This is a genomic window from Vibrio sp. 10N.247.310.24 (genome assembly GCF_041467175.1).
Taxonomy (GTDB): Bacteria; Pseudomonadota; Gammaproteobacteria; order Enterobacterales; family Vibrionaceae; genus Vibrio; species Vibrio tasmaniensis_A.
The window spans coordinates 25,424-45,243 of sequence record NZ_JBFSUD010000031.1; the positions used below are offsets into that span (position 1 = coordinate 25,424).

Consider the following 19,820-nt stretch of genomic DNA (forward strand, 5'->3'; position numbering starts at 1 on the left):
ATGCGATTTTTAAACAAGCCATTTTTATCAATGCTACTGACACTGTTAATCGGTGTTTTCTCGTCACATTCTGTATTCGCAGCGACCGCTGTGGCGAGTGTTTCGCAAAACAGTGTGACCAAAGATGAAGTCTTCCTACTTAGAGTGGCGACCGATGAAAAAGTATCGTCAGGTGCTTTAGATCTAACCTCCCTCCAGAAGAATTTCTACGTCGGTACCCCAAGCTTTGGGTCATCGATGCGAATCGTCAATGGCAGCCGCACTGTGTCTAGCGAGTGGAATATTACCCTTGCCCCGCTTCGATTAGGCCGATTAGAGATTCCTAGCTTTGATATTGAAGGCGCTAAAACTAAGCCGATCACCATCAACGTTGCGGTTAACAAAGCCGCTCCAAAGCAGAGTGATATGGCCGAGTTTCAACTTAATCTGAGTAAAGACTCGCTATACCCTCAAGAGGTCGCGGAGCTTGATGTAAAACTCATCATTAAGGCTGATCCTAGAAGATTGCAAGATCCTAAAATTGCGCCACCAACTTCAGCGAAATTAGACGTAGAACCTATTGGAGAGTCTAAGCAATTTCAAGATGTTATCAACGGACAAGAAGTCACGGTTGTTCAGCAATCTTTCCATATATCGTCACAACAAGCAGGGCAATTTCAGCTTCAAGGGCCAAAGTTAACCGGTGCTGTTGTTTACTCAACCAACAACTCAAGCAAAACTCGCCTTTTCCAGCTCGATACTCCTGTTGAAAGTCTGAATGTCACCGTCAAGCCTGTACCAGAAGGCTATCAAGGTGAGTGGTTACCAACCTCCGACTTCAAGTTGCTACAGAAATGGTCAGACAGCCAAGGTAATGAGCTAACAGATAGCAATGGTTTTGATAGTAATAAGCAAGGTTTTGAATTGGAAGCCGGTGATTCGTTAACTCGAACCATCACTATGACGGCTAGCAATTTAACACAACACCAACTGCCGAAACTGAACATCATCTACCCTAAATCGATACGTATTTACGAAGAGAAACCGCAATTTGGCACAAACCAGTCTGGTGATGCTGTGGTTGTTTATAAGCAAGTATTGATTCCGAAAGAAGCTGGAAATATTTCGCTTCCTGATGTGTCTCAAGCTTGGTTCAACACCGATACGCAATCGGAACAAACCACTAAAGCACTTGGCTTAGAATTGTCGGTACAAGCTAGCGAGCAAGCTGCATCAAGTACGCCTCCTCCAACGATTGAAGCGCCGACACAACAAGCCAGCCCGACGATTGTTACCGTTGAAAACCCAGGAATGTGGCCTTATCTAACAGCGCTGTTTGCTGTGTTGTGGTTAACCAGTTCTGCGATTGCTTTCTACTTCTGGTCACGCCGCGGCGCAGCAGTAAAACCAAAGCAAAAAGATGAACGTCAATCCGATACGGCAGAAGCGCTTATTGCCGCTCTGAAAATGAAAGATGGTGTGATGACCAGAACCCTGCTTGAGCAATGGAAAACAGAAAACCCAGATTTGAGTGATGAAACATTAGAAGCAATTGAAGTCGAGCTAACGAAGCTCAATCAAAGTCTCTATGGTGAAGATGGCTCACTAAGTCAGCCATGGGATCCTACTGAGGCAATCAAAGTAGTTAAGAAGCCAAAGCGAGTCTCTAACAAAACGCGTAAAAGTTCACTAGAAACGCTTTAATTAACCAGGAAATAAAACTGGCAGAAAAATGAAGCCGTGATGACCACATTGTGAACATCACGGCTTCAGTCGTTTTTGAGAACGGGAAAAACAGATACCACACTAAGTCAGTGTAGCCGCAACCTTTCTTCGCTTTAGAGCAGAGACAATTCTATTTCGCCCCGAATCTTTCGCCTTATACAAAGCCTTATCAGCCTTGCCATACAACAAATCAAAATCGAACTGGCGCTGATCCGAAGTTATCGATACATAACCCACAGACGCGGTTAAATATTGGCTAGTGCTACTTTTACAATGGAGAATTTTTGCATCTTCAATACTTTGTCGAATCGACTCTGCACGCTGCTTTGTTGTTGTGTGATTGGTGCCGATCATCAACAACATAAACTCCTCACCGCCGATACGGCAGAAGGTTTCTTGATCACCGTAAACATGAGTGCTCAGTATCTTGCCAATGGCACGTAAAGCGACATCCCCCTCAGTATGGCCATAGACACTGTTGTACAAACCAAAATGGTCAAGATCGACAAGAATTAACCCAAAGGTGACCTCATTCTGCGTAGCAAATGCACCTTGTTCCTCACAATTCAGATCATCTAAAACTTGTGACAGCATACGGCGGTTACCAAGACGAGTCAGCGGGTCGAGTTTAGAAATCACATCGAGCTGTTCAATGGCATTTTCAAGCTCTTGAGTTCGCTTGCTAACCTCTTGTTCTAGGGTTTCATTGAGCTTTTTGATCTCTTCTTGCGCCATGGTTCTTTGTAAGACTTCAGCAAGGCTAGAGGCGAAGATACGTATCACTTCACGCAGTTGTGAAGTTAAAGGGCTTCGTGTTAGCAAATTATCCGCAGCGATAAACGCAATCGGAACGCCTGTATTTGTGGTGAGCATTGTCATTGCCGTCCAGCCAACTCCGACAATATTATAATCATGATAAATTGGGACCGATTCTTCAAAAGCGACTTGGTTAGGGTAAGTACGAGCTGCAGACACAATGTCGCGCTCTACCAGCTCGGAGCGATAATAAGACTCATCGACAATATCGCCTTTTATGTCGGTACCCCAAGTACCTTGCATGTAACTGCAATTTTTATCGGTAAGGAAAACAGCTAATCGATCAATGCCTAAATGCTGAATAGCAAAACTGACGGCGGACTTACACACAGCACTGACGCTATCGCAGCGAGATAACTCAACCATACTCGAATGTAGCATTCGGATGTTCAGTTCTTGGCGTTTACGAATGTATATCTGAGACAGCAGAGAGCCGAACGATTCAAGCATCTGCTTTTGGTAATTGGTAATTGGCGAGCGGTGAATGTAGTTGTCCATAGCAATCCAACCTACGGGTTTATCCCCTTCACGCAAGATAAGCATGCCATTCCACCCTTGCCCTACAACCTTACCTTCAGTGTAGAGTGGAGCATGTTCAATAACGACCAAGTTAGTGTGGTTGTCAGACAATGCCTCGATATATTCCGATTCAAGCTGATGCAGGTCATATTGAGTGTGATGTTCGCTGTTGGTTTTTCCTAGTTCATCGGTGCCGTAGGTGCCACTAAAACAACGCTTTTTCATATCAAGCAACATAAATATGGCGCGATCAAAACCAAGTCTATCGCGTACCGCCTCTACCGATGCTTTGTAGAGTGCATCCAATGATTCAGGGTTCGAGAGCTCTAACGCCACCTGATGAACCAATTTCATATTCTCGACAAACAACTCTCGAAGCTTAATTTCATCAAGATATTGCGCTTCACGTGTATCCCTATGCTTAATCTCGATAGCTGCATTTTTTTCTGCGCGAATACACTGCCAGCGAGCTGCCGCTAATTGAAGGCCATCCAGCCCTTGGTCAAAGGTTTGATTAACTTTTTCTGCGATGCAATTTTGAATAATTAAATAAGTTCTACAGGCTGGTGCGTTGTCGAGCATCATGATGAACGACTCTCCACCAAGCGCTTTACTGTGCTCCCACTTGCACGTATTGAGCGACATCGGTAACACACCATCTGCAGTGTCGAACTGTGAAACCCATGGCCAAAATGTTGAAGGGTAATGATCAAGAGAGGTTAATTCACCGTAGGAAAACAACGGTAACGAGTCGCTTTCTGGTATTGGCTCTGCAAATATTCCGACCCCTTGGGGGCCAAGCATTTTAATCAGGTAGTCAAACAGAGACTCAGCCAATAAACGGTGATCACGCGTAGCAGATATCTGTTTTGCAAAGGCTTTAACATGCACGGCGTTGGTCCATTGGCTAATAAGAATAACGCAAAAATACAGAAGCCTTGATATGCAATCAATGTAACTAAAAATGAGATGTTAAGTGGGTCGCAATTTGACCTTTTGCATTATCACAAGCATGAGAAGGACTACAAAAATGGGATTTCCTGCCCAAAATTTCGTCGACATGTGATGCTTTTTAACAGCATAAAAAAGCCCCACCTAAAGTGGGGCAAAACTTCCATCGCTTATAGTTATAGTGATAATTCTGTAAATCGAATCGATTATCTAACCTGCGTTTCAGTTAGTGGTATTGACCACGTTATCGATTAAGCAATTAACCAAAGTCACCGTTTACATAACCTTTAGTGCGATCATCTTTTGGTTCGCTGAAGATAACGCTGGTTTCGTTGTGCTCTACAAGCTCCCCCATTAGGAAGAAAGCCGTGCGATCTGAAATACGGCGGGCTTGCTGCATTGAGTGCGTTACGATAACGATAGTGAAGTTCTTCTTCAGATCTTCCATCAACTCTTCTATTTTATGAGTCGCAATTGGATCAAGAGCTGAAGTAGGTTCATCCATCAAAATTACGTCAGGTTGCATTGCGATGGTGCGAGCAATACACAGGCGCTGCTGCTGACCACCAGACAAACCGAATGCGTGTGCTTTCAAACGATCTTTCACTTCATCCCAAAGCGCCGCGCCGCGAAGTGAACTTTCAACCACTTCATCAATGTGCTTTTTGTCTTTGATCCCTTGAGCACGTAGTCCGTATGCCACGTTTTCATAGATGCTCATTGGGAATGGGTTTGGCTTTTGAAAAACCATGCCGACTTTGATACGTAGATCAGCCACATCGATATTGCCGTAGATGTTGTCGCCATCCATCTCAAGAAGGCCGGTGATTTTTACACCTTCAATAAGATCGTTCATTCGGTTCAAGCAACGTAATAGCGTTGATTTACCACAACCCGACGGGCCAATCAAAGCGGTCACTTGGCGCTCTGGTACGGGTAGGTTGATTGATTTAAGCGCTTGGTTTTCGCCGTAAAAAAGGTCTAGGTCTTTAATATTAAATTTGTTCATATTCGTAATCTCGTAATTCGTCAAAGTCTGTACTGTTTTTGTTTTAGGAGCTCATTTGGCTCTAGAAAACCCTGCTTAGTAAGTTGCAGTATTAAAACGTCTTGCGATCAACTTCGTGAGTGTGTTGATCAGCAGTACAAGAACAATCAGTACTGTTGCTGTGCCGTATGCTTGATTCCATTCTTCAATGGTAAATAGCTCCGTCGTTAACTTATATAAGTGAACGGTTAATGTACGGCCAGAATCCAATAATGAATCTGGGATACGAGCAACCATACCTGCGGTCAAGAATACTGGCGCTGATTCACCAATAACACGACCAATACTCAGAATAACTGAAGTGATAATACCCGGCATTGCACTTGGTAGAATCAAACGCCAGATTGTGTAGATTTTAGAAGCACCTAAACCATAAGAGCCTTCGCGATAAGTTTGAGATACCGCCATCAATGCTTCTTCAGTAGTACGAATAATCACTGGAAGAATCAAGATACTCAGTGTCAACGCGCCCGATAGGATAGAGAAACCTAAACCTAAAATAGCTACGAAAAATGTCATACCAAACAAACCGAAGATGATTGACGGAATACCTGCTAATGACTCGGTACAAAAACGAATGATCTTAACTAAGCGACTGCCTACTTTTGCGTATTCAGTCAGGTAGATTGCCGTCATGATACCCAATGGCGCCGCAACCGCAATCGAAGCAATAACCATGTAGATGGTCGAGATGATCATCGGAAAAATGCCGTGCTCATCGCCCGTTCGCGTGTAGTCATCCGTGATGAAATTCCAATCAACGTGCTGTAAGCCGTTTGAGAGGATGTACCACATAATCCAGAACAAGAAGCCCACCGTTAACGCGGCAGCAGCCCATATAAAACCACTCAGGACGGCGTCTTTACGTGCGCGGGCTTTCTTTAACGCGATTTTATTCATCGTCTTACCTTGCGGGTTCGTAGGATTAGTTTGAGGTGCTACGTTATTTTCTAAAGACATAATGTTACCTCGCCTTCTCACGGTTCAAGTAAAGGAGAATTGCATTCAGAGACATGATGAAAACAAGGAGAACAACACCCGTCGCATAGAGCGCACTTGCGTGAATACCACTCGCGTAAGACATTTCAATCGCAATGTTCGCGGTTAGTGTACGCGCTGAATCTAGAATACCTTCAGGCATTGCTGGCGCATTACCCATCACCATAATGATTGCCATCGTTTCACCAAGAGCACGGCCAATACCCAAAATTACGCCCGTCATGATGCCTGAGCGAGCAGCCGGAACGAGCAACTTAAAGATGGTAAAGATCTTTGAAGCACCTAACGCTAAGGAACCTTCTTTGTACGTTCTTGGTACAGCACGGATTGAGGTTTCAGAAACCGTAATTACCGTCGGAAGGATCATCACACCCAGAACAATAATACCCGCCAAAATCGTGTTACCCGCAGGCACTTGAAATACGTTTTGAATCAGGGGAACGATAATAACGAGTCCGAAGAAGCCGTAAACTACCGAAGGTATACCCGCTAGCAATTCGACAGCAGGACGAATGATGTCCGCCAGACGCTTTGGCGCGATTTCAGCAATAAAGATTGCCGTTAATACACCAATCGGCACACCGACCACTACTGCACCTAATGTCGATACGACAGATGCCACAATCATGGTAGCAACACCGTAAAGTGCTGGTGGTAGCCAGTTCTGTCCTAGCACGATGCCCGATAGGCCCGCTTCCTGGAACGCAGGGATACTTTCTCTAACGATGAAAAAAGCAATAACAGCAAGGGATACGATGCCGATGATTGCGCTAGTAAGGAATAAGCCGTGAAAAATACGCTCTTTCCAATCTACACGCTTCTTTTTACGTAAGCCGCGTTTCAGTTGAGTCGCTTCGCTATTCATAAGCTGTTCACTATTCGTTGCGATGGTCATAACAAGTCTCACATATCGAAATCCTTAACACGCTGTATAAGCGTACGGATTAACTCGAAGTGGGATAGAAAAGGCTCAGCCTGAAAAGGTAGGCTGAGCAATATTTAATTAATTGAGATATAGATTAGTTAACTGAGATGTAGCCTTTGTTCTCAACAAGAGATTGAGCTTCGTCAGTTAGCATCCAATCTAGGAACTTTTGAGTTTCAGAAGAAGGCTTACCTTCTTTGTAAAGTACTAGGAAAGGACGAGCTACTTTGTAAGAACCGTTCTTAACGTTGTCTACAGATGCTTCAGTACCGTCAATTGCAAGCGCGTTTACTGAGTTATCTACTGTACCTAAAGAGATATAGCCGATTGCGTAAGGGTTAGATGCAACCATTGTTTTTAGTGCACCGTTACCGTTAGCAACTTGAGCACGTTGAGAGATTGCTGATACTTTCGTGCCAGAAATCTTCATTTTAAGAGACATGATGTCTTCGAATGCACCGCGAGTACCAGATGCTGTATCACGAGTGATTGCTACGATTGGCTTGTCCGCACCACCAACGTCTTTCCAGTTTGTTACTTCACCTTTGTAGATAGCCGTTACTTGCTCAGCCGTTAGACCGTCAAGACCATTCTTAGGGTTAACCACGACTGCGATGCCGTCACGAGCAACCACTTCTTCAACGAGTGTTGTTTCTTTCTCGCTATCTTTAAGGTTACGAGAAGACATACCTAAATCTGCACTGCCGTTCTTCGCCGCTTTAACACCAGCAGACGAACCAGGGCCTTGTACTTCGATAAATACGTTTGAATTCGTTTTCATGTATGTTTCAGAGAAAACTTCCATCAGTGGCGTCACGCTGCTTGAACCAACTGCTGAAATAGTTTCTTTAGCTGAAGCTGGAGTCACTGTTAGTGCACCTAAAAGAGCGATTGCACCGATAACTGTCTTTTTCATCACAAATTTCCTTAAGTGGCGTTATTGCCGTTGTGTTTAACTTGAACGGTGCCCACTTTAGAATCTGAATGTGACAGTTGTGTTTCATTAAATTGAAGCCTATATGACAGCTGACATTTATTTTCGTCTTTTTTCGTGTCAAATAACCTTGAAGCAATAAGTTTAAATAACTCATAAACGTTAAACACTTATTTCAATCTATTTAACCCAAATCGTTCAACATTCCACCAATACCGAATATTACCAATTACCACACACCAAACCATAACGGGAAAACCATAGAGAAATAAAGAAAAACGCTCATTTTGCACAATAAATAACCGTAATTTATCAATTACCTATCGCATATATCTAAATCGAATGTATTACTGATTGAATTGTCATTCTCAGTAGTTAGAATCACGGGATAATTATAATAAAAGCAATTGCATCGGCTCATTTACTTATTTATAGAGGGACAATTCATGCGCCAACTTCTCAGTGGCTTATCAATTAAAATACAAATTCTTATTCCAGTACTCTTTTCCGTCATATTACTTTTGACGGGTGTCATCATCGGTGGTGACAAGCTGGAAAACGCATTTAAAGATGTATCAACAGCAACAGATCAACTCATTCTACATAAAGAAGAACTCAGCGAAATCGTCGACAATAGTTACGGCATGCGCATCAAAGCAATCTATAGCTTGTTCAACCCTGATGATGTAAACACACTCGTTGAAACGCTTAATCAAAAACGCGATCAAAACTCACGCCTACTGAGCTCATTAGACACAGTGCCAGGTATGCAAGATGAAGTCGCAGCAATGAGCAAGGCGATGGACCATTACGTTAACTTTTCACGCAATACCATGCTTCCCCTGTTAAAGGCAAAACACGGTAACTCAGTGCTAACTTCTGACTTTGATACTCGTTACCAAACGGCAATTGACCAATACCGCCATGCAGGTAACGAAATGGTAAAAGCAATCGACAGTCTTTCTAAAAAGCTAAACTTGCTTGCTACTCAACAAGTCCATACCAATGGTCAGCAACACACTAGCACCCTAAATACTGCGACTATTGGGCTTTTAGTGATTCTTTCTATTGCTCTTGTTATTAGCTGGACACTGGCTGGCATCATTGTTAAACCAATCAACAATATTCAGGCAACCATGCGCGAAGTAGCAAAAGGTAACCTGCTAGTAAAAGCCGAAGAACATGGAGACAATGAGATCTCACGTCTTGCGCAAGACGTAAACAAATCCGTTGAGCAATTGCGTGACACGGTAAGTTCACTGTCTCGAATCAGCATCGAAGTTGCGTCAGCATCGACTGAACTAGCTGCTGTAATGACACAATCAAGTGCGAACTCAGACCAAGAGAAGCAAGAAGTGGAACAAGTTGCTTCTGCCGTGAATCAACTTGAGAGCACAGCAGCAAACGTCAACGAAAATGCAGTACAAGCCGACTCCGCGTCTAAGCAAGCTGACGAAATGGCGACACACAGCATGAGCTTGTTTAATGAAAGTAACCAAGCAAACGAGCAAATGGCGATTCAGCTTAGCGAAGCTGCGAACGTTGTTGGCACGCTAAAAGAGCACTCAGAGAAGATTGGTAATGTCATTGAGGTTATTCAAAGCATCTCAGAGCAAACTAACCTTCTTGCGCTTAACGCTGCCATTGAAGCCGCTCGTGCAGGTGAAAGCGGACGTGGTTTTGCGGTTGTAGCTGATGAAGTGAGAATGCTAGCAGCACGTACACAAGATTCGACCAAAGAAATCCAAACCATCATTGAAGGCTTGCAGGTTCAATCTGGAAACGCGAATGAGAGTATGAGCAGTTCGCTGTCTATGCTGGAGCATAACCAGACGCTTTCGGGTGAGGTAAGCTCTGCACTTTCCGGCATTGCGAACTCAGTAACGGATATCACGGAAATCAACACTCAGGTCGCAGCAGCAGCAGAAGAGCAAAGCCAAGTGACTTCAGACATTAACCGTAATATCTCAAATATCTACAGCTTAGTAAGCCAAAACGTAACCGGCATTACCCAAGCAGCAGCAGCAAGCCACGAGTTATCAAACCTCGCTGAACAACAAAAGCAGCAGTTGGGCTTCTTTAAGGTTTAAGGAGTAAGGTTTAAGGGCGAATAAGCTTTAAGGTTCAAGCTGTAACGGCTTATGGTATAGGCTCTAGGATACAAAATTTAAGCCTTAAACTGTAAGCACTTACTTAGCATGTACAGATTGCAGTAACCGTCCTTCATTATTAAGCCAACTATTGAGTCATCAGTAGTTGGCTTTTTTAATTTCTGGAGATTACTGATCGCTCTGAGCAGCTCTGATTCTTTCAATCGCTTCTACCCTTCTCAGCTGTTGTGGCTGAAAATGCGTAGTCCGAAGCTGTGCGATAGTCTCTTGTTGCTCAATTTCAGAGAGTTCGGAGTCATTCAAAATGTCATTTCGTTCAACAAAGTAAATTTCTAAAGCTCCATCAAAGTCCGCCCTTTGTTGATCAAGCGCTTCGAGCCTCTGTGTCGCTTCTTCTCCGACCAGTTCGCTTCTTTTCAAGTATTTACCTTGTTCGTCTAGACCTTCTGAACTGGATAGCTGTGGGAGTAATACCTGATTTTGATGACTGGCTTGAACGTAATCTGGCTGTTCAGATAGATAAGACTCAAGCCTTTGCTGATATTCTGACTCGTCTAGCCCTTCTTGTTTCAGAAGTAACTTTTCTAAAGCGATTTCCCTCATTCTGTTGTCATGGGTAAACAAAATACTTATCTCGCTCTCACTGAAAAACTGTGCTTGAAGATCGAGGAGAGCTTGATTCAGTGCACGTAAGTCCTCAGCGGATATAGAGGTGTTGTCGAATTGCACGTCTAATGCTGTCAGTGCCGCCTTGTACTCAAGATACTTGGCAAACAGTGCTTCATCGACAATCGTAGCTTGTGATTGCTCGTGGTGTTTTGCCACATTGTCGCGAATATCTTCGAGGGTTAATTCTGTATTGCCTGACACGAAATATTCCATCATGTCTTTAGCTGACGCACTATCGATTTCGGTATCTTGTTGAGAGCTAACCTTCAATGAAGAAGCGCTTTGTTCGCTGTTATTATATGAACTTGTATCTTCCTTCTTTAGATATAAAAAGACCGCCGCTGTACTCATCAGGGCTATCGTGGTTATCGACAAAATGGCGATCTTTTTCATCATACTTTCCTTATTCTCTTAATGAACGGTTAGTGCTACCTAAAGGCCGGCCAACTTCAATCGATTGGCGTGCTGACGATATAAGGTCACTGGATCGGTCTCAAAAAGATGGTGGATACCCAATAGTCCATTGATCTCGTCTAGGTGATTCATTTTGTAGTCATCACCAATCACTTTGCCCAAATGCGCGCTACATGCTCCCACTAACCCGTCATTAGGTTCATTAAAAGCTAAACCAAGGATTGTCATCGCTCCGTCGGTAGGATCAAGAAGGTTGGTAAAAGTGGAAGAGCCTGTCCATGAATAGTAATAGACACCGTTGTTTGCTTGCCATTCACCATCACCACACTCAGACGTTGGCACGCCTTCAGGGTAAAACTGATTGAATGCAAGCGAACCTTCAGTGGTCAACGCTTCAAGAGACGCAAGGCCATCTTGATCAAGATCCGTTCCACCAGATAATAGGTTGATAAGCGCCGTCAATCCACCAGCCAATTTAACCGCGATACCTTCTGAAACTGACCCTTCAGATACCGTCCCGCGAACAAGGTCTGCCACTTTAGATCCTTTATGAACACCACCAATGCTCGTCACCGAAGCAACAAGATCAGGTCGAACCGATGCGACATAGCGCGCAGTAGGACCACCGTGACTATGACCGACTAGATTCACTTTACTTGCGCCTGTCGCGGCTAATAGCGTCTCGACTTGAGCGAGTAACTGTTCACCACGAACTTCGGAACTGTTGGTAGCTGAAACCTGAGCAACGTATACGCTCGCACCATCTTTTGCTAGAGACTCCGGTACGCCATAGAAGTAATCCACGCCTGCTAATGTATCGAAACCAAACAAACCGTGTACCAGCATAATAGGGTATTTCGTTGCAGTGTATCCGCTGGTTTCTAATGCTGATGCGCTTGTTCCGGCATAGACGCCAAAACTGGATAGGCAGGCTATCGTCCAAATTAATATCTTTTTCAATGCTCTTTCCTTAAACAGATTAGACCTCTGATGAGCAAGGAAACCGTAGATGATGATTTTATAAAACAAAAAGTAACAACTTGATATTTGTGATATTGAACTTGAATTAAACAATTGTGATGAACATAGAAAATGCAACGTCGCTTGATATTACCAACGGGTAAGCTACTGATTAAATTATAATTTACCTCCCCCCCTTCTGATAACGTTTTCATTTAGCATTCAATAGACAAGTCATCACATACCGGTCAATGACGACGTGTTTGCCTGCGATAGTTCGTTAAAATCAAATGTTAGATATTAGCCATTTCACTTCGAAGCCATTGTTTTTCAATCAAAAAGTGGTTGAAACTTTGACACTTATGCCAGTTATGAGCCGCTAACAACCTGAATGTATTGACGAGAGCTATTGGTTTTAGATATAGGTCATACCAGTTATCTGCAATTTAGTTATTAAAACAGTCACAAGCAACAACGTTTTGTTTGGCTCACTAAATATAAAAGAGAATACAGTGATGAAAAATACGGCTTTTATACTCGCGTTAACCCTGCCTTTTGGCGCTTATGCTGCTGAAGATTCAATACCGACACCTGAATCCATTACATCCGCACAAGTATTTGGTACACAAGGTTCCGAGACCTATTCTTATGTTCGATGCTGGTATCGAACCGATGCCTCACATGACTCTCCAGCCACCGACTGGAAATGGGCAAAAAAAGAAAATGGTGATTACTACACGATCAATGGATACTGGTGGTCTTCTGTATCCTTCAAAAACATGTTTTACAGTGATACGCCCCAGCCTGAAATCAAGCAACGTTGTGAAGAAACGCTCGACATCCAAAATGATGCCGCAGACATCACTTACTTTGCCGCAGACAATCGCTTCTCTTATAACCACTCGATTTGGACAAATGACAACGTTGTCCAAGCGAACACCATCAACCGTATCGTCACCTTCGGTGATAGTCTTTCTGACACTGGTAACCTATTTAACGGTTCTCAATGGGTTTTCCCGAACGCTAACTCATGGTTTTTAGGGCACTTTTCAAACGGTTTAGTCTGGACAGAGTATTTAGCCAAGGCGAAAGATGTGCCTCTTTATAACTGGGCAGTAGGTGGGGCAGCTGGCACCAATCAATACGTCGCATTAACCGGAGTATATGACCAAGTCACCTCTTACTTAACCTATATGAAAATCGCCAAAAACTACCGCCCAGAAAACTCGTTGTTTACTTTGGAGTTTGGCCTCAATGACTTTATGAACTACAACCGAGAAGTGGCCGATGTAAAAGCCGATTTCAGCAGCGCTTTGATCCGCTTAACGGAATCTGGTGCAAACAGTATCCTGCTGTTCACCTTGCCTGATGCAACCAAAGCACCTCAATTCAAATACTCAACTGAACAAGAGATCATTAAAGTTCGTGGCAAGATTTTAGAGTTCAATCAATTCATCAAGACGCAGGCCAAGTATTACCAAAGCATGGGTAAAAACGTGGTGTTGTTCGATGCAAGCGCGTTGTTCGCCAGCATTACCGATAATCCAGAGCAACATGGCTTTCGAAACGCGAGTGATGCCTGCCTAAATATCAATAGAAGCTCAGCAGCCGACTACCTAAAAAGTCACAGCTTAACCAATGATTGCGCAGCGTACGGATCAGACAGCTATGTCTTCTGGGGAGTAACACACCCAACGACCGCCACCCACAAATACATTGCCGACCATATCTTAGCGTATTCATTCTCAACCTTTGATTTCTAAAGCCTTTCGAATGACTCTGTAACCTGAGACAACACCTTTCAGGAGTAGAAACCAGATACAAAAAAACCGCCCTTCATAGGCGGTTTTTGTTTACGCTAGCTTGTATAAAGATCTGTTTTTATAAACATCATCTTTTAGCTCACACGAGTTGATTACTCGTCGTCAGTTTTTGGCGCAACTTTCTTCTTAGGGATAAATACTGTATCACCCACTGCCACATTCTTGTGGAAGCTCTTATCGCGCTTAACCGGTTTCTTCGGCGTCTTCTTAGCTTGAGTATTGGTTTTCTTCTTCGCAGGCCCGCCTTTAGCAAAAGCAGGTTTACGCGGCTTAATACCTTTGAACTTACCTTTTAGTCCTTCAAGTACAGAGAAGGTAAGATCTTGTTGAAGGTAAAGCTCAACACGCTTGAAGCTATCCCAATCCTTTGGACCAACCAAAGAGATTGCATCACCTTTGTTACCCGCACGACCAGTACGACCAACGCGGTGCACGTACTCTTCTGTATGCTTAGGCATGTCAAAGTTAATAACATGGCTTACGTTTGGAATATCGATACCACGTGAAGCAACGTCTGTTGTTACCAAGATCTTGTAAACCGCACGCTCGAACTGGCTCATGATTGCATTACGTTGCGTTTGGTTTAGGTTACCGCTCAATGCCACCGCTTTAAGCTTCTTCTCGTTTAACTTCTCGGTTAGGCGATCAGTATCAGCACGAGTTGCCGTGAAGATCATCACCTGACGGTATTCAGCTTCTTCAATAACACGATCCAGAATTGCTTCTTTATGATCTAGATGGTCACATAGGTAAAACTTCTGAGTGATATCAAGGTGCTGTTCGTTAGAAACACCCACTGAGATGCGTTTAGGCGAATCTAGCATTTCATTTGCAATGTCGTTCACTTCCGCGTGATCAAGTGTCGCAGAGAACATCAACGTTTGACGGCGACGGTGTTTAGCTGCGTTCGCGATACGACGCAATTCAGGTGCGAAACCTAAATCTAGCATACGGTCAGCTTCATCAAGGATCAGCGTTTCAACACCATCTAAAAACAGTGAGCGGTGCTCAAGGTGATCGGCCAGACGACCTGGAGTCGCAACAATAAAACGAGGGTACTTACGCAGGGCTTTAACTTGGTCGTTAAAGTTTTCGCCACCCAAGATAAGTGTGGCTTCGTAAGACAGACCACCAAGCATGCTACGCAGCTCGCCGTAAACTTGTTTTGCTAGCTCACGAGTAGGAGCCAAAATTACACCACGAGGATCTTTAGCAGAAAACGCTTTTGTTTTTAATGCTTTATGTATCATCGGCAACACAAACGCCAATGTTTTACCTGATCCCGTTTTTGATGAAGCCAATAGATCCTTACCAGCAATAGCAACAGGGATCGCTTTTGATTGGATCTCTGTCGCCTTCTTGAAGTCGTAATGTTTTAAGTTCTTCAGTAAGCGGTTATCTAAGCCTAAATCTTTAAAGTGCAAAGGACTCTCCAGTCATGATGGTATTGAATAAAATTAATTTAACGTGACATGATACCGCGAAAGTACTTTATAAGGATAGAGATCACAGAAAATTTATCCCTTTATCTCTCGTTTGCTAGCACATTGTATGCATTGTTCGTAAAGAAATAACTCTCCAAAACACATCAAAACCGGCTCTCACCCCTCCATCTCATAAACGAGACATAACGTGACGCTCAGCTAATTACCTCAAAAATTTAGTAATTTCTCTAGTTATTGTTTTTGCAGTTAAAAAATTAGTCGCTACAATCATTAATGAAGCGACTATATGATAAAGAATGTATAGCGCATCTTTTGATGATAAATAAGCAAGGAGTTCTTATGAATAAGACGTTAATCGCAGCTGCAGCCTCAGTTTTCATTTTAGCTGGTTGTTCTTCTGAGCCAGAAGAAGCTGCAATGTCACAAATGGATCAATTGACTAACCAAGTTGCTGAGCTAACCAGTGAAGTTGAAGCACTTAAAGGCGATAAAGCGGCAGCTGAAATGAAAGCTCAAGAAGCAGCTGCAGCCGCTATGGCAGCAAAAGAAGAAGCGGATCGTGCTAACGACCGTATCGACAACATCGCAGAGTCTTACACTAAATAGTTTGAGAGCTCAGTGCGATTAAGCTGTAGATTAAATCAGTCGCAAAATGCAGTAAATAGACAGCACCACCTCTTAACGGATGTGGTGCTTTTTTTCGGCGTTACTAATTCGAGTAGAAGGTACTAATTCGAGTAAACAAAGATAAACGCCCCTTATTACAGAAGAGGCAATCAAATTAGAACTCAATCACAGGTGGTGCTATCTCAACAGGCACGCCATTTTGAGCAAATATCACCGCTTTCGCTTTTGAATTTGGTAGATCTGCATCTTCAAGCCACCATTTTAATTCAACGGGGATTTGCAATAATTTCTTAGAGCCGTCGCTTCGCGTCAATGGTTCGTGAGCTTCAACAAACACGCTTCTATCTGGCTCTAAAGACACTTTGATAGGCTCATCGATTATTGTGACTTGCTCACCACGACTAACCTGTTCAAAAAGCCACTCAATATCTTTAGGTTCCATACGGATACAGCCGGAGCTGACTCGCAAGCCTATCCCAAAGTCTTTATTGGTGCCGTGTATCAGATAATCACCTGCACCATAAGCAAGTCGTAATGCATACTCGCCCAGAGGGTTTTCCGGCCCAGCAGGAACCACTTTTGGTAGCTCAATCCCTTTCTCTAGATACTCTTTACGAATTGAGTTTGGAGGCGTCCAAGTCGGATTGGGTCTTTTTTGGCTTATCTTAGTGATCATCTCTGGGGTATCTCGCCCCACTCGACCGATGCCAACAGGAAATACGTGCACCTGATTTTTCTCAGGTTCAAAGAAGTACAACCTTAACTCGGCAAGGTTAATCACAATGCCTTTTCTCGGCGTATCCGGCAGAATCAGACGACTAGGAATACTTAACACATAACCTTCAGCAGGAAGAAAAGGATCAACGCCTTTGTTTGCCGCCATTAAAGAGAGAAAACCAATATCGTATTGCTTAGCAATGATGGCCAACGTTTCGCCCGCTGCCACTTCATGCTGCTGTATTCTTCCGACAATACGACTTTCAGTTGGCGGCAACTCAAAAGTTGCAGCAGACACACACGACGAAGCCATCGCTGCCACAAACAAGGTGACCCTCACTAGAGGTAAAGCTACCTTACGTATCTGTGTTCTCATTGAGTGCAAAGGCGTCGAGTTAGCGCAATACGACATACAATTCCTTGGTTTGTCTTTTTATCAAAGTTTAGATTATCGCTGATCAAACGTCGCGACAACGTATTGTTGCTCCAAGCTGATATGCAACAGGCCTTTATTTGTCGTTTTTCGTCTGGACATAGCGTAATTTAACCACACAAAATCGATTGCCTCTAAACTTTCAACATATTTGGTTATCTATATGAATAATACTTTAAAGGTAGAGCAAATTTGTGACAAACATCTCACGGAGCCTCGTTTTAACTCGCTAATATTGCCTCAACAAAACGAATTCAATTCAACAGAATCGGTAATTAATAAAACCCTGTTCCTATAATTACCGTTAAAACTTTGGAGAACGACCATGGCTACACCTCATATTAATGCTCAAGCTGGTGATTTCTCAGAAACTGTACTTATGCCAGGCGACCCGCTTCGCGCAAAATACATTGCAGAAACATTCCTTGATGACGTGAAGCAAGTTTGTGACGTTCGCAACATGTTTGGTTACACAGGCACTTACAAAGGTAAGAAAGTTTCTGTAATGGGCCACGGTATGGGTATTCCATCGTGCTGCATCTATGTACATGAGCTAATTGCTGAGTACGGCGTAAAGAACGTTATTCGCGTAGGTAGCTGTGGTGCGGTACGTGATGACGTTAAACTAATGGACGTTGTTATCGGTATGGGTGCATCGACTGACTCAAAAGTAAACCGCATTCGTTTCAACAACCATGACTTCGCGGCAATCGCTGATTTCGGTCTTCTAGAAGAAGCCGTAAACCAAGCACGTGCACAAGAAGTTCCAGTTAAAGTTGGTAACGTATTCTCTGCAGACCTTTTCTACACTCCAGAAGCTGACCTTTTCGAAAAAATGGAAAAGCTAGGCATCCTTGGTGTTGATATGGAAGCAGCTGGTATCTACGGTGTTGCTGCGGATCTTGGTGCTAAAGCTCTAACTATCCTAACAGTATCTGACCACATCATCCGTGGTGAGAAACTAAGCTCTGAAGATCGTCAAAAATCTTTCAACGACATGATGAAAGTTGCTCTAGAGACTGCAATCAACATCTAACGAATTGATAAGATACATTGAAAAGCGTTACCCCGCAGCCAAGCTCACTTGGCTGCTCAAATAATCCCGAGGGGGAGATCGTGTCTAACGACAAGCTGCCAAAAGATGCGGATGGTTTGCAACTCAACTTTTGTAAAACATTGGCGTGTGACAACTTTGGCTTGAGCGATGCAAAACGGTATGTTTTGCAACACGCAAACCCTAAGCGTCCAGCGATGGTTTGTCGTGAATGTGGAGCTTTCCCCCCCTTACTTAACAATCGTGAAGTGTTAAGCGAACTTCATCGCCTAAGACAACTTCACAGCGACGGGCTCCCTGCTTGTCGTAATGATGATTGCGATAACTTTGGCTTATCGGTTCATACCCACAAACATCTTTATCATGCCTTCGGCTACAGTGGCGATAGGCAGCGTTACAGATGCAAAGACTGCCAATCAACCTTCGTTGATAAGTGGTCAGGATCCAACAAAAAACTTCAGTTTCAAGAGAACCTCATGGGCTTATTGTTCATGGGATATTCAGTACGTGAAATTTGTAGAAAGTTAGAGATCAATCCAAAGACTTTCTATGATCATGTTGACCATATCGCCAGTCGCTGTCGTCGCAAGTTAGCGATGATCGATGCTCGTTGGGTCAACCATGCTAAAGATTACGAATTCGCTTCTCACTACCAACGCCTGCAACCGAAAAGCAACAATGGTGTGGTATGGATAGCGACTGGCGAGGCACACTCTGGCTACATCCTTTGCCAACACGTCAATTACTCTCAAAATGAAGAACCATCTGGAAGTGCTGATCACAACCCTTATGATGACGTTGCACGCTTTGTGTCTAAAGAGCACTCTTCAGAAGCGAATCTCGAACTTCCTCAGCCGTCTGACAAACTGAAAGAGCGCATTGAGCAGCAATACCAAGTGATTCTTGCGAGAGGTAATGTCGAGGATCCAATGGGGAACCTCACGACATTCAGTTACCCTTCGAAGGGCGCGCTAATTCGACCGCCTTATACTTCCTATGCTCACTTCCTACACGTGCTTGATATGTGTGATGAGAATAAGCATGTCACGATCTATATGCCACAAGACCCATTACTAAGATCTGCCGCTCTAAGCGTTTGCTTGCCGCGTATTCAGAGTCAAAATGTTGACCTTATGTATGTAGAGGAAGACTCAGGTTGGCAAGATGACCAAAATTTTGAAAAGATCGACATCGTTCATATGAGTTGGTGGCGCGATCGTTGGGCTATCGCGAGTCAAGGTGACAGTCAAAAAGGTATCTGCTACCTAACCGGTAACAATCCAGAACCAAAACAGTGGTTTAATACAGCTTCAATTCAGCAAACAAAGTTCTATCAACAACGTTTTCAGTTGTTATTTGATAGCTTCATCAATGAGCCAAGACGTAAACTTCGTCCTGGGGGCATTCTTCCATTACTCGACATATTTAGATCTTGGCACAATCTGTGCTACCAAGATAAGCAAGGGTTGACGGCAGCACAACGCTTAGGTGTGACAGAGCAGCCATTAACTCTTAAGCAATTGCTTTCATAGAGATTTACCATCTAGACAAGCGCTCTAGAACTCATTGATTTCAAAGCAAAAGCATGAGATAACACCCAGAATTGGAAAAGATACGTGTCCCCTTTATGCTCAGCGAGAGATAATTGATGCTTATCATCAATCACACTCC

The 19,820-nt window shown here is 43.5% G+C and carries 15 protein-coding genes; 6 read left to right on the plus strand and 9 right to left on the minus strand.

Going from position 1 to position 19,820, the window contains the following annotated elements; translation table 11 throughout:
• Positions 1-1,683 (plus strand): BatD family protein, encoded by a 1,683-nt coding sequence (locus AB6E08_RS11680; RefSeq protein ID WP_372064882.1) that lies wholly within the window; start codon positions 1-3, stop codon positions 1,681-1,683.
• A gap of 102 nt (positions 1,684-1,785) precedes the next feature.
• On the opposite strand, the gene AB6E08_RS11685 is transcribed toward AB6E08_RS11680, so the two are convergent.
• From AB6E08_RS11685 to AB6E08_RS11705, 5 genes are all read right to left on the minus strand, one after another.
• The gene (locus AB6E08_RS11685) at positions 1,786-3,930 is read right to left on the minus strand and encodes a GGDEF domain-containing protein (RefSeq protein ID WP_372064879.1); all 2,145 of its coding nucleotides are present in this window, start codon (positions 3,928-3,930) and stop codon (positions 1,786-1,788) included.
• 319 nt (positions 3,931-4,249) lie between these two features.
• Entirely contained in the window at positions 4,250-4,999 is a 750-nt protein-coding gene (gene pstB / locus AB6E08_RS11690) for a phosphate ABC transporter ATP-binding protein PstB (protein ID WP_009845819.1), read from the minus strand.
• Between the two features lie 75 nt (positions 5,000-5,074).
• Positions 5,075-5,938, minus strand: a complete 864-nt coding sequence (gene pstA, locus AB6E08_RS11695) for a phosphate ABC transporter permease PstA (protein WP_012600195.1) — start codon at positions 5,936-5,938, stop codon at positions 5,075-5,077.
• 64 nt (positions 5,939-6,002) lie between these two features.
• Positions 6,003-6,932 (minus strand): phosphate ABC transporter permease subunit PstC, encoded by a 930-nt coding sequence (gene pstC, locus AB6E08_RS11700; protein WP_009845821.1) that lies wholly within the window; start codon positions 6,930-6,932, stop codon positions 6,003-6,005.
• Between the two features lie 124 nt (positions 6,933-7,056).
• Positions 7,057-7,878 carry a phosphate ABC transporter substrate-binding protein gene (locus tag AB6E08_RS11705; RefSeq protein WP_009845822.1) on the minus strand — a complete coding sequence of 274 codons (822 nt, stop codon included), beginning with the start codon at positions 7,876-7,878 and terminating at the stop codon, positions 7,057-7,059.
• A 464-nt stretch (positions 7,879-8,342) separates the two neighbouring features.
• Between AB6E08_RS11705 and AB6E08_RS11710 the strand changes: the two genes are divergently transcribed.
• Positions 8,343-9,986 carry a methyl-accepting chemotaxis protein gene (locus tag AB6E08_RS11710; protein WP_372064874.1) on the plus strand — a complete coding sequence of 548 codons (1,644 nt, stop codon included), beginning with the start codon at positions 8,343-8,345 and terminating at the stop codon, positions 9,984-9,986.
• A 189-nt stretch (positions 9,987-10,175) separates the two neighbouring features.
• On the opposite strand, the gene AB6E08_RS11715 is transcribed toward AB6E08_RS11710, so the two are convergent.
• Positions 10,176-11,069, minus strand: coding sequence for a lipase secretion chaperone (locus AB6E08_RS11715; RefSeq protein ID WP_017101005.1), 894 nt, complete (start codon positions 11,067-11,069; stop codon positions 10,176-10,178).
• 39 nt (positions 11,070-11,108) lie between these two features.
• Positions 11,109-12,050, minus strand: coding sequence for a lipase family alpha/beta hydrolase (locus AB6E08_RS11720; protein WP_372064871.1), 942 nt, complete (start codon positions 12,048-12,050; stop codon positions 11,109-11,111).
• Positions 12,051-12,565: 515 nt separating this feature from the next.
• Between AB6E08_RS11720 and AB6E08_RS11725 the strand changes: the two genes are divergently transcribed.
• Positions 12,566-13,813: an SGNH/GDSL hydrolase family protein gene (locus AB6E08_RS11725; RefSeq protein ID WP_371708098.1), complete on the plus strand. Its 1,248-nt coding sequence runs from the start codon at positions 12,566-12,568 to the stop codon at positions 13,811-13,813.
• Between the two features lie 152 nt (positions 13,814-13,965).
• Here the strand turns inward: AB6E08_RS11725 and AB6E08_RS11730 are convergent, their stop codons facing one another.
• Positions 13,966-15,297 carry a DEAD/DEAH box helicase gene (locus AB6E08_RS11730; RefSeq protein ID WP_009845828.1) on the minus strand — a complete coding sequence of 444 codons (1,332 nt, stop codon included), beginning with the start codon at positions 15,295-15,297 and terminating at the stop codon, positions 13,966-13,968.
• Positions 15,298-15,657: 360 nt separating this feature from the next.
• Here AB6E08_RS11730 and AB6E08_RS11735 point away from each other — a divergent pair, with 360 nt between their 5' ends.
• Positions 15,658-15,924 (plus strand): Lpp/OprI family alanine-zipper lipoprotein, encoded by a 267-nt coding sequence (locus AB6E08_RS11735; protein ID WP_009845829.1) that lies wholly within the window; start codon positions 15,658-15,660, stop codon positions 15,922-15,924.
• A gap of 175 nt (positions 15,925-16,099) precedes the next feature.
• Here AB6E08_RS11735 and AB6E08_RS11740 read toward each other — a convergent pair whose 3' ends face one another.
• The gene (locus AB6E08_RS11740; RefSeq protein ID WP_017100924.1) at positions 16,100-17,074 is read right to left on the minus strand and encodes a L,D-transpeptidase family protein; all 975 of its coding nucleotides are present in this window, start codon (positions 17,072-17,074) and stop codon (positions 16,100-16,102) included.
• Positions 17,075-17,420: 346 nt separating this feature from the next.
• Here AB6E08_RS11740 and deoD point away from each other — a divergent pair, with 346 nt between their 5' ends.
• Both deoD and AB6E08_RS11750 read left to right on the plus strand, forming a co-directional pair.
• The gene (deoD, locus tag AB6E08_RS11745) at positions 17,421-18,131 is read left to right on the plus strand and encodes a purine-nucleoside phosphorylase (RefSeq protein ID WP_017100923.1); all 711 of its coding nucleotides are present in this window, start codon (positions 17,421-17,423) and stop codon (positions 18,129-18,131) included.
• An 80-nt stretch (positions 18,132-18,211) separates the two neighbouring features.
• Positions 18,212-19,681, plus strand: a complete 1,470-nt coding sequence (locus AB6E08_RS11750; RefSeq protein WP_029223173.1) for a lactate dehydrogenase — start codon at positions 18,212-18,214, stop codon at positions 19,679-19,681.
• The last annotated feature ends 139 nt before the right edge of the window (positions 19,682-19,820 follow it).

Coding starts and splice junctions, on each gene's coding strand:
- AB6E08_RS11680 (WP_372064882.1), top strand. CDS start 1: ATGCGATTTTTAAACAAGCCATTTTTATCAATGCTACTGACACTGTTA.
- pstB (WP_009845819.1), bottom strand. CDS start 4,999: ATGAACAAATTTAATATTAAAGACCTAGACCTTTTTTACGGCGAAAAC.
- pstA (WP_012600195.1), bottom strand. CDS start 5,938: ATGAATAAAATCGCGTTAAAGAAAGCCCGCGCACGTAAAGACGCCGTC.
- pstC (WP_009845821.1), bottom strand. CDS start 6,932: ATGACCATCGCAACGAATAGTGAACAGCTTATGAATAGCGAAGCGACT.
- AB6E08_RS11705 (WP_009845822.1), bottom strand. CDS start 7,878: ATGAAAAAGACAGTTATCGGTGCAATCGCTCTTTTAGGTGCACTAACA.
- AB6E08_RS11710 (WP_372064874.1), top strand. CDS start 8,343: ATGCGCCAACTTCTCAGTGGCTTATCAATTAAAATACAAATTCTTATT.
- AB6E08_RS11715 (WP_017101005.1), bottom strand. CDS start 11,069: ATGAAAAAGATCGCCATTTTGTCGATAACCACGATAGCCCTGATGAGT.
- AB6E08_RS11725 (WP_371708098.1), top strand. CDS start 12,566: ATGAAAAATACGGCTTTTATACTCGCGTTAACCCTGCCTTTTGGCGCT.
- AB6E08_RS11735 (WP_009845829.1), top strand. CDS start 15,658: ATGAATAAGACGTTAATCGCAGCTGCAGCCTCAGTTTTCATTTTAGCT.
- AB6E08_RS11740 (WP_017100924.1), bottom strand. CDS start 17,074: ATGTCGTATTGCGCTAACTCGACGCCTTTGCACTCAATGAGAACACAG.
- deoD (WP_017100923.1), top strand. CDS start 17,421: ATGGCTACACCTCATATTAATGCTCAAGCTGGTGATTTCTCAGAAACT.